This window comes from Aquiflexum sp., assembly GCF_977115555.1.
Genome location: NZ_CDSBKL010000131.1, coordinates 1 through 10,091, shown reverse-complemented (window position 1 = coordinate 10,091; position 10,091 = coordinate 1). Strand labels below are relative to the sequence as shown.

Annotated in this window: 8 protein-coding genes; all 8 read right to left on the bottom strand. The window is 41.8% G+C overall.

Going from position 1 to position 10,091, the window contains the following annotated elements:
- Window positions 1-144 precede the first annotated feature (144 nt).
- Window positions 145-861, bottom strand: coding sequence for a DUF3307 domain-containing protein (locus ACZFYI_RS09745; RefSeq protein WP_462523937.1), 717 nt, complete (start codon window positions 859-861; stop codon window positions 145-147).
- Window positions 858-1,502, bottom strand: a complete 645-nt coding sequence (locus tag ACZFYI_RS09740) for a hypothetical protein (protein ID WP_462523936.1) — start codon at window positions 1,500-1,502, stop codon at window positions 858-860. Before ACZFYI_RS09740 ends, ACZFYI_RS09745 begins: the two co-directional genes overlap by 4 nt.
- Before the next feature lie 222 nt (window positions 1,503-1,724).
- The gene (locus tag ACZFYI_RS09735) at window positions 1,725-1,922 is read right to left on the bottom strand and encodes a hypothetical protein (RefSeq protein ID WP_462523935.1); all 198 of its coding nucleotides are present in this window, start codon (window positions 1,920-1,922) and stop codon (window positions 1,725-1,727) included.
- A gap of 229 nt (window positions 1,923-2,151) precedes the next feature.
- Window positions 2,152-4,908, bottom strand: coding sequence for a M14 family zinc carboxypeptidase (locus ACZFYI_RS09730; protein ID WP_462523934.1), 2,757 nt, complete (start codon window positions 4,906-4,908; stop codon window positions 2,152-2,154).
- A gap of 294 nt (window positions 4,909-5,202) precedes the next feature.
- Window positions 5,203-5,613, bottom strand: a complete 411-nt coding sequence (locus ACZFYI_RS09725; protein WP_462523933.1) for a rhodanese-like domain-containing protein — start codon at window positions 5,611-5,613, stop codon at window positions 5,203-5,205.
- Window positions 5,614-5,725: 112 nt separating this feature from the next.
- Window positions 5,726-6,871: an aminotransferase class V-fold PLP-dependent enzyme gene (locus ACZFYI_RS09720; RefSeq protein ID WP_462523932.1), complete on the bottom strand. Its 1,146-nt coding sequence runs from the start codon at window positions 6,869-6,871 to the stop codon at window positions 5,726-5,728.
- A 307-nt stretch (window positions 6,872-7,178) separates the two neighbouring features.
- The gene (locus ACZFYI_RS09715; RefSeq protein WP_462523931.1) at window positions 7,179-8,324 is read right to left on the bottom strand and encodes an alpha/beta hydrolase family protein; all 1,146 of its coding nucleotides are present in this window, start codon (window positions 8,322-8,324) and stop codon (window positions 7,179-7,181) included.
- 60 nt (window positions 8,325-8,384) lie between these two features.
- Window positions 8,385-10,031, bottom strand: a complete 1,647-nt coding sequence (locus ACZFYI_RS09710; RefSeq protein WP_462523930.1) for a sulfatase family protein — start codon at window positions 10,029-10,031, stop codon at window positions 8,385-8,387.
- Between the last annotated feature and the right edge of the window lie 60 nt (window positions 10,032-10,091).

Below are 10,091 nucleotides of genomic sequence, written 5' to 3'. Positions count from 1 at the left end.
GGCCATAATGCCCATCAGATGCGATGATAAACTTGAGTTTGGCTTCTTTCCTGGAATTCATCCTACCAAATGAAACCATAGGAATCGAAGCGGCCACAGAAGTGAAGAGAGATAGTTTTTTGAGAAATGGTCTTCGATACATGGCTAATTGGATTGGATGAGGTACAATGAAATAAGTGCTGTGAATATCGCAAATCCAAAACTCATTAAAGTGCCGATTAAAATATATTCGGTCAGCTTTCGGTCTTTGGATTCTTTGAGGTCTCCAAATCTAAAAACAGATTTGGCTGTAATCAGAAAACCAACTCCTTCCCAATGATCAGTAAGTATGAAAACAAACACAAAAAGCCTTTCCAGGATCCCAATGTACTTTCCGGCATTGGGTAGGGAATCATTGGCACCGTCAAAGATTTTGGAAGACCAAGGTTCTAATAAAACATTCATGATGATGGCCACTCCAAAACTCAGAAAACATGCTGCCGTGAATACAATCCAAACCGGAAGTGAATTGAATATGATAAGCCATTCCGTGTCAGGATGCTGCCATATAAGGGTTACTCCAACCAAAATTGCCAAATGAAGCAACTGATCGATGATAAACCATTTGGTTCTGTTCTTTTTGGTTTGGAAGGAGAGTTTTGCCCAATCAATAAAGAAATGTGAAACTGTCACCGTCAAAGCCAAGGGCCAAAACCTGAGGTCCCAAAGGAAAAGGATGGTCAAAGCCCCATGGATCAGAACATGGACATATAATTTTGGAGAAGATGCTTTTCCTTTTTCTTTTTCCTTTATCCATGATTTGGGTTGGAATAAAAAATCACCCAAAATATGGGCCAGCAGGATTTTGATAAAAATGATCATGGCAATAATTTGGTTAGCATTTCTCTGAATAAACCATCAAGTTCCATCATTTCGTCATAGTATGCTCTTTGGAATCTTGCACTGACTGAGTTTTGTTCAATTCCAAGGATCGCCCCTATTTCAGTTTGTTTGAGATGCGGATTTTCCAAAGCAACCTTTACAATTTCACCAGAATTGCTTGACCAATTGTCCATGACAATAAGTGCCAATTTAAGCATCAGATTCATTTCTTTGTCAAAATCCTCCCATGGGGTTTTGACCATAAGATTCTGGTTTTTGTTTCTTAATTGCTCAAAGGCTTCTCCAGAATGGATATAAGCTGAACCGGTCCGCATCCCTATGTTGGGACTGTCTTGGTCCTTTTCTCCGATACCGACAGACATCCTTACATCTATTGGGGCAGTTCTTTTTTGCAAATCCCGGGATTTGATTGATTTTAAAGTAGCCTTGATAAGCATGCATTTTTTCAAGGCATCTAGGGGATTTTCCATTTCCAATTGGAAACTGTCTCCGCGAAAAATCTCCCAAGTATCATTCTTTGGTCCCCAAGTATTGAACAAGGACTCTAATGGAAACAGCCAATCTTGTTGGCTGATCAATTTTCTTGAATCGACGATATCTCCGGTTATTACAGCAAGCACATTCAAATATCGACTATTTAATAGATAAATACAAATATCTTCTAATAAGATGATAAAAAAATATATCGATATATAAATAGATATTCTTGATTGTAAAAAAAGCAGAGGATAACCAAAGAAAAAAATCATAGTAAATCCCCATCCCGAAGGGCTGAAATGTTAATAAAAAAACCTATTTAACCCTAGGATGTCAAAGAGGGAGAATCTATTACTCTTATGATCCTATTTCTTACTCCTAGACATAATCACCCCGATCACCAACATCACTACACTGATAATTACAGGTGTCCAATCGGCAGTACTCACCGCGATGTCCATCCCAAACAACCTGAAACTATCTGAATCCTGAATGGCCTGCATTCCAAATATAACTGTTCCTATTCCCCCTAGTATTGCCAAAATAATCCCTATTGCTTTCATGTTTTTGATTTGTAAGTAGTTATCAATTTAATGATTAATGAATGGAAAAAATTACATTTCTTTTGGTTTTCAAATGAAAAAGGATTCCAAGCACACAGTTTTAACCTAAATATCAAACCAAGATTGCTCTGGTAAACAAAAAATCCCGCAGGATACTTGAAAACCTTTTAAGGAAAAACCTCTTGGGCTTTCAAATCTTCCTACGGGATTTGAATAAAATAAATTCTTGTTACCTCATCCTATCCCAGTTGATGATAGCATTCCATACCATCGGGGCATCGGCATGATTGAGGTATCTATGAAGGGGATCGAATGTAAATGCAAGGATATTTCCATTTCCCAAAGGCACATTGAAAACAGCTCCATGGCCGACGATTTTATCTTCGTTTCTTACCATCCCTGCTATCACATAAGGAGCATCTTTTCCTTCAGATTTGGCGGCTTTCTCAGCTTTTGGTTTGTCAGGCATACCCATAATCGGACCTTCAAATTCCAGTTCATCCTTCAAAGGCTTGGTGCCATATTGCACGAGCATCATGTTTCGGTTATACTTATCAGTCTCTAGCAAAGGCCCATTTCCACGGAAAAGCGGGAAAGTCTCGGGATAGCCAAACAGCACCGGATGGCCTGTATTCCTAGCTTTGGCATTGACGATAGAACCGGGGTGGAACAAGGCTCCCTGATTGGCTGTACTGAGTTCGGAAACAATACCTAGCTCAGACATGATGGCACTTGTATTGTCCAACGTGATAAGAAGGCCACCTTCTTCAGCAAACTTTTTCAAATTGTCCACTCCCAAAAAACCAGGTCCACCAGTCATATCGGTAGTGGCATCAGGGAAGCCGTGAGAAGGGAATTCGGCAGTTTTGGTAAATGGCATTGGACCGTATTTCTTATCCACTCCATGGACAAATCTCTTGGCATCGCCACGCACCCTTGGCAAAAGGATGACATCAAAACGGGTTTTCAGGTTACCAGCCTTCAGGTCATCTTTGTCAATGGAAGTGTAAGGAATTCCTCTTTCTTCGAAAGTATATCTCGACCATCCTTCATCTTGGGTATTGTACCAGGTATGATAAATAGCCACTCTTGGCAATTTAACAGCCTTCTGATCAGCAGCAGCCACATTGGAACCTCCAGCTTTAAGATCCAAGCCAAAATCAGCAGCAACTTTTTTCGCTTGGTCAGAATTGATTTTTTTGATCAAAATGGCTCCTGCGGAAAGCGTATCTCCATCGACAACCGTCTGTTTTGGAAGGATCGTGATTTCTGCATTTTTGTTGGCAGCTTTGATGGCATACAAAGCCGGTAACACGGTGTTTTGAGCTTTATATTCTATGAGATAGTTACTTCCCTGTCCATCGACTTTTCCTTGGTATTTTGGACTCTCAGTCAATAACTTCAGCCGGGAGACATCAAAATCAATACTGTCTTTTGATTCCACTTTGACCCCATAAAGGTAAGGCAGGGTCCATGCAATCGCATCATAAGGGGGGTATTTGGCATCTTTAGGATAAGCCTGTGGTGTCAAAAGAGATACCGCAAGGTTACGGTAAGGCTGCTCTGACATGACAACAAAATTACTTTCAGATTCATGAACTTCTATGCCCTGAAGCATCAGCTGCTTGGCAAGATAGGCGACCATTGCAGGATCTCTTTGGTCTTTGGCAATAGTGAAGGCTTTTGCTCCTTCCGTTTTACCTTTTTCAACACTGTTGTACCCTTTTTTGTAAAAATTCTGCAGCAGCATTCTATCATTATTGGCTGCATAAGAAAGCGAGGCGATGACACCGGTCATGGTGTAGTTGATGTTATTTCTAAAAGACCAATACACCTGTCCTGTAGCCGGATCTGGTCGGTACCATTCTTTGGAAGTGACTAGGTCACCCGCAAATCTTGCACCGCTCAGATCGCGGAGATAAGTATCCGCCCCGGCATTGCCATAAGTTTCATAAAACCGTCCGTTAGAGTTGTGGTTATTGGCTACCCAAATTCCGTATCCAGGCCACCAACCATCATAAAATGCCCAGGTAAATGCACCGGGCAAACCTTGAGAGGCTACTTTAGCCATGTCATGATTGGCCATGATTTGCCATTCGCTGACGGTTATCGGATCTACAAAATCGTTGTAAGGACCTGTTCCTGTAGATATGTAAAGCAAAGGAACCGACTCGTGTAAGTCTAGCATGACGGTTGGATGAAACTCAAAAAATCCTCTGAAAATCGATTTGGTGATTTCCTGAGAAACCTGCAGTCCATCCCTGTTATTGTCATGGAAGACATATTTGGCCCAATAGGGCGATGAGCGCGGGAATCCATCATCAAATTCTTTCCTGCCTTTAGTGTACCGGTAATACCAATCAACCTGCTTGTCCAAGCCATCCGGTTCAGAGATGGGGTTGATGACAGTGATCACATTGTCACGGATATCTTTGATTTCGGAAGCAGGGGAAGTCGCTAATCGATAAGCGAGTTCCATGAGTGCTTCCGGTGAACCCATTTCTGTGGCATGCATGCCGCCACTAACATAGTAAACAGGCTTACTATCCAATATTATGGTTTCTGCCTGTTCAGGACTTGTTTTTCGGGGGTCTGCCAATTTCGCCAACTGGCTTTTGTAATGGTCAAGGCGCTGGATCGCATCTTCATTTCCAATTACAATCAAATAAAAAGGCCTGCCCTCCTCTGTTTTTCCCATTTCCTGCATATGAACCAATGGAGAGGTATCTGCAAGTTTTTGGTAATAGCCATAGATCTCAGCAGAACGGTGAAGCTGCCCTTCAGCCCCTATGATGTGGCCAAAATGTTTTAGCGGGGAGGGAATGGTAGGATGATCGACTACATCCAAAAGAAACTCAGGAAGAAATCGTTTGTCTGTAGTAAATTCCCTGATTTTTTGGTTGTAGGTTTCATCGATTTTTTGTGCTTGAAGGGGAAGTACTGCAATAAGAAAAAGCAATACCCCTAGGCGATAAAATCTATTCATGGTGGTTGGTTTTAAATGAATTTTCAAGCTACAAAAAATTAACAGAATGGAAACTGGAAAATTATTTGGGAGGTTGATTTTTGGGTAAGAGGATAAAACACGGTAGTGCCTCGGAGGAAATTAAAAAATGGGTTAATGGTTATTCGTTATTGGTTATTGGGTTATTCTCAAATTTGAAAATTTCCCAAATAAAAAAGTCTGGTCTATTGAGTTTTAATAAAATAACAATTCTTGTTTTTTCTTGCCTCTAGATTCTTGTTTCTCGGCTCTTGCCTCTTGTTTCTTGGCTCTCAATTACTCCGGTTTCACAATAGGGAATCCATTCCTGTTCCATTCCACAATCCCGCCGCTGAGGTTATAGACTTTTGAAAAGCCGTTATCCAAAAGGATCTGAGCTGCCTGTCTGCTTCGGCCACCTACCGCACAATAGACATAAATTTCTTTGTCTTTTGGTAAACTTTGAAGTTTTTCTTCAAAACCGTTTTGATAAATATCGATCGCAAAAGCATCAGGAATCATTCCCTGAGCGACTTCGCCGGGCGTTCTCACATCCAACACGATGCCATTTCCGGAGGCCATGAGGTTTTTGAAAGTGACCGCATCTACTTCTTCTACCGTTCCTGAAACCTGAGAGTTATCAGAAGTTTTTGAATTACAGCTGCCCAGAAATGTAAGGGCGAAAAAGAAAATAACAAGGTATTTCATAGCACAAGGGTTTTGGAAAACAAAGGTACTTGAAAACCGAATTGATTTTTTTGGACAAAAGTCACAAAGAGAACACTCGAAGTTCAAATATAAATAGTCCAAAGATGGTTGGTCAAAGTTCCTCCAAAGTCTGAATCAACATTTCAATATCCTTCTCTGTGTTGTACAAATGGGTAGATAGCCGAATGGCTTTGCCACGGACAGAGACGTAGATTTTTTTTTCATTCAGTTTTTGAAGCAGTGTTTCTTGGGAAATATTCGGAGGTAGCAGAAAGCCAAAAAGATGTTTTGCCCTGAAGTCATCTTCTTCTACCCAAAATCCATTTCCCCTCAAAAACTCAATTAAAGGTTGGGTAAGCTGTTGACAGTAAGATTGGATGTTTTCTGATTTCCATTCCAAAATCTGCTCGATGGCTTCATTCATCATCGGTAGCAGGATGAAATTCCCGTATTCACCTACATTGTATCTTCCTGCACCTGGTGCATAATCTTCCACATAGTTGGTCAAGCCGGAAAAATTTTGGGCATTGCTCCTGTTGACCCATGTTTCCTCCAGAGGAATTCCATTATTAAAAAACTCAGAAAAATAAGCCAAACCAATCGAATAGGGCCCCATCAGCCATTTATACCCTGCACAAACCAAGGCATCGATCTGAAATTCCTCCACATCAATCGGCAAAGCACCTACTGATTGGGTGCCGTCAAGGATGAATAATGCATTGTTTTCCCTGCACTTTCTCCCGATTGCTTTGAGGTCAAAAAGCGTCCCGTCCGTCCAATGTATGGTAGACATCACCACGGTGGCCGTATTTTCATTGATGGCTTCAAGAATTGATTGATTCCACTTTTCGCCTCTTTTCTCCAAAGCTTCAGGAGCTTTGATAGTTTGGAGGGTTTTGTGGTTTTTGTTGCACCATTTCTCAATAGCATAGTACCCACTTGGAAATTCTTCGGAGACGACCAATGCAGTGTTTCCGTTATCCAAAGGAAGATTGTTGATCGCCGAGCTCAAACCATAAGACGCTGCAGGAATGATGGCGACTTGCTTTGCCGGACAGTTTACCAACTTCCCAAAATTGCTTTTGAGGATCTCGGCATTTCCAAAAAAATCCTTGGGTTGGATGCCTGTGGGGTTTCTTTTCAGGATCAAACTCTCGATCCCGATTTCTTCCACTGACCTAAGCAAAGGGGACATGTAAGCACCGTTTAGGTAATGGATATCTTCAGGGAGTTGGAAAAGGTGTTTCTGGTTTTTCATATTTTAAAGATCACGCAAAGACGCAAGGTCGCAAAGTAAGGAACAAAGAAGAATCCCACAAAGACACGGAGGCACAAAGGAAAATAAAATCTCTCGCAAAGGAGCAAAGTAAAAGGAGTATCCCACAAAAGAGACGGAGACACAAAGAAAAAATTAAAATGACTCTCGCAAAGACGCAAAGGCGCAAAAGGAAAATGCAAGAAAAATTACTAAGGAAGGTTTCCCGCTATCCTGCTTCTCCAGAAGCTGGATTTGACTCACGCTAAGACCGACCCTGACGAACTATGGACTATCGACTATGGTCTATTCACTTATCTTTTCTCCCTAAATTCATCTCCACAAAATCCATATAGCTTTTCCAATCTTCCAAAGTGAGATCATGTTCGCCTTCACGGATATGGTAACCTGCGAATGGTTGAATGACAGGCTCTTTCAACTCCTCAAAGTCCAAAGGAAAATTGATTGTTTTACCATAAATCTGAGAATAAACCCTGCTTCCCAGTTTCATCGAAAGGTACTCTCCTTTGGGGTCTGCCCAACGGTCTTCTCTTGCACTCGAAAAATAAACCGCTCGAGGTGCGATCAGGGAAACCAACATATGTTGGTCCATCGGCAACAGTTCCTCTTTTCCATTGAAAGCTTTGAAATTGTCATTGAACCAATGGGGAAATGACGTATTGATGACTTGCACCGTTTCCCCAAATTTCCTCTTGGACAAAGCTGCTCCACCACAACCTGATTCATTTGGAATCGTCACCGCCCATCGGGTATCATTGGCACTCGCCCAAAGCGCCGCTTTTCCTGCCCGGGAATGTCCTACCAAAACTGCCCGTTTTGCATCGATCAATGATTCTTTTTCGAAATAATCCATCGCCCGCATCGCTCCCCAAGCCCATGCACTCAATGCCCGCATGCCGTCTTTTTGATCGAGTTGCTCAGGATAAAGTGTCCCGATCACCCCCTCTGCAAACTTATCTTTGTCATCCGGAGCTACAGTCTCAGCATGAAACGAAGCCGTTGCATAGCCTTGTTTGACCAATTCCTCCACCACCCAAAAGTCAGTTTCCACCAATTTACCCGATGGATCTGCAGGCTTGTAATTGATCAGCAAAAACACCGGAAATGGGACAGAACCAGACTTTGGAATAAAAACATTCAAGCGCATGCTGTGGGTTTTCCCTTTACGGGAAACCTTGATATCAACTTCCTTCAGAATGGCAGTATTTGAATATGGGTTTTGGCTTTTTGTCACCTCCGAAAATGAAATATCATCAAAATCCTTTGGAACCTGACCATACATATTTTCTTCAAAAAGCCTTAAAATTTCCGGCCTTCTGAAATTTTCCCAATCCTCTCTAGTCAAAATGGGATTACCTTTCAAGCTAACGAATGGATCCGGCAAAATCAGGTCCGGGACTTTGCTTTCATCATAATTTGGTGGTATCTGTGCCATAAGATTCATTGTTAAAGAGAAAAGCAAAAGGAGAAAACTGATTTTCGATTTCATGTTGGCTTATTTAAAATGGCTGATTTCAGAGGTTTTGTATCCGATTCTAACTGCCCTTGCGGCAATGTTTTTGGCTTCAGGAATAGGCTCATGGTACAATCTCCAATGCTTCCCTCCTATTTCATCCCCAATCTGATAAGCGATACTTGCCCCTTCTGTCGAAGATGACAAAACCAATTTACCTTCGGACTTTGAAAATGTGACCTTTGCCGTTTCAGGTTGAATCATTCCCGGCCACATCAAATTAACCAGATCAGATTCCGGCACAAATCCCAGATCTTTTACTTCCAATTGCCATTTGCTCAAGGCAGTCCGAAGTTCTTTGAGCTTATCCTGGTACTCAGGCAATTGAGCAAGATTTTTAACTTCGTAAGGATCCGTGGACAAATCATACAATTCCTCCTGAGGTTTAGTCTTCATGAAAATATAAGCCGGATCCCCAGTCAATTTTCCTTGTTGATCCATTTCAATTAAAACCTGGGTCATATCAATCTGCTCCCTATATAAATTTCGAAAAATTAGTGGCAGCTCAGGCCTGAAGTTTCTGATGTAAACAAACTTTCCATCAATCACCGAGCGTGTCATGTCTATGGATTCATCAAAACGGTCAGCAGAACCAAAGGCATATTGATGTGGGCTTTTGCTTTTATATTTCCCCAAAAAGGCCTTTCCGTGCATATAATCAGGTGGCTCGATCCCTGCCAATGACATCACCGTAGGACCCAAATCCATCAGCGAAACGATATCTTCTACTTTTGTTCCCCCCATTTGCCCATTTGGCATACGTACAATCAATGGGACTCTAAGCCCAGAATTCCCGACTGCTCTTTTTTGCCTGAGCAATGGGCCGCCATGGTCCGACCAGAAAAAAATGATGGTCTTATCCAACAAATCCGCATCCTCAAGTTCCTTCAGCATGCTTCCAATTTGCTGATCAAGTTCAATGATATTAGAATACACGCGTCCCACATCTTGTCTTACCACAGGCAAATCAGGGAAATAAGCAGGAATTTTAATGTTTTGGATATCGGATAGCATGGGATCATCCTTCTTTCCGAATACTCTGGATTCATGGGTGATTTCGTGATTGAAAACAGCAAAGAAAGGCTGACCCGGAGCCCGGTTTTTGTAATGCGCATCCCTTCCTATTTCATCCCAAGCAGTAATCGGGGAATTGAACTGGTAATCTGTCTTGGCAGCATTGGTGGTAAAATATCCTGCTGCACGGAGGTACTCGGTAAAAACTTTGACAAAAGGCGGAGGAACTGCTGCATATTCGGGAACATTTTTACCATTGATGTCTTTTTGTCGATAATAGGTTTTATAAACCTCGTCCTCCGGTTCTCGATAAGCATAGTGTGGTCCGGTCCGCATATTATGCGTTCCGATGCTGACAGGATACATTCCTGTGATGATACTGCTTCGGCTCGGGGCACAGACTCCTGCGGTGGTAAAGGCATTTGTAAAGACAATTCCTTCCCTGGCTAAACGGCTGATATTAGGTGTTTGGATACTGTTATCCCCATAAGGTGCGAGCAAAGGGCTGATATCCTCCACAGATAACCATAAAATATTTGGCTTATCTGGGGTTTGAGAAAAAGACAACTCAGGAATGAGAAAAAGAGAAAGGAAGAAAAAAAGGCGGATTTTCATGGTTGAATGGGTTTGTCAACCAATAATATCCGTCAAAAACTGAAAATAAACAAGTGGAAA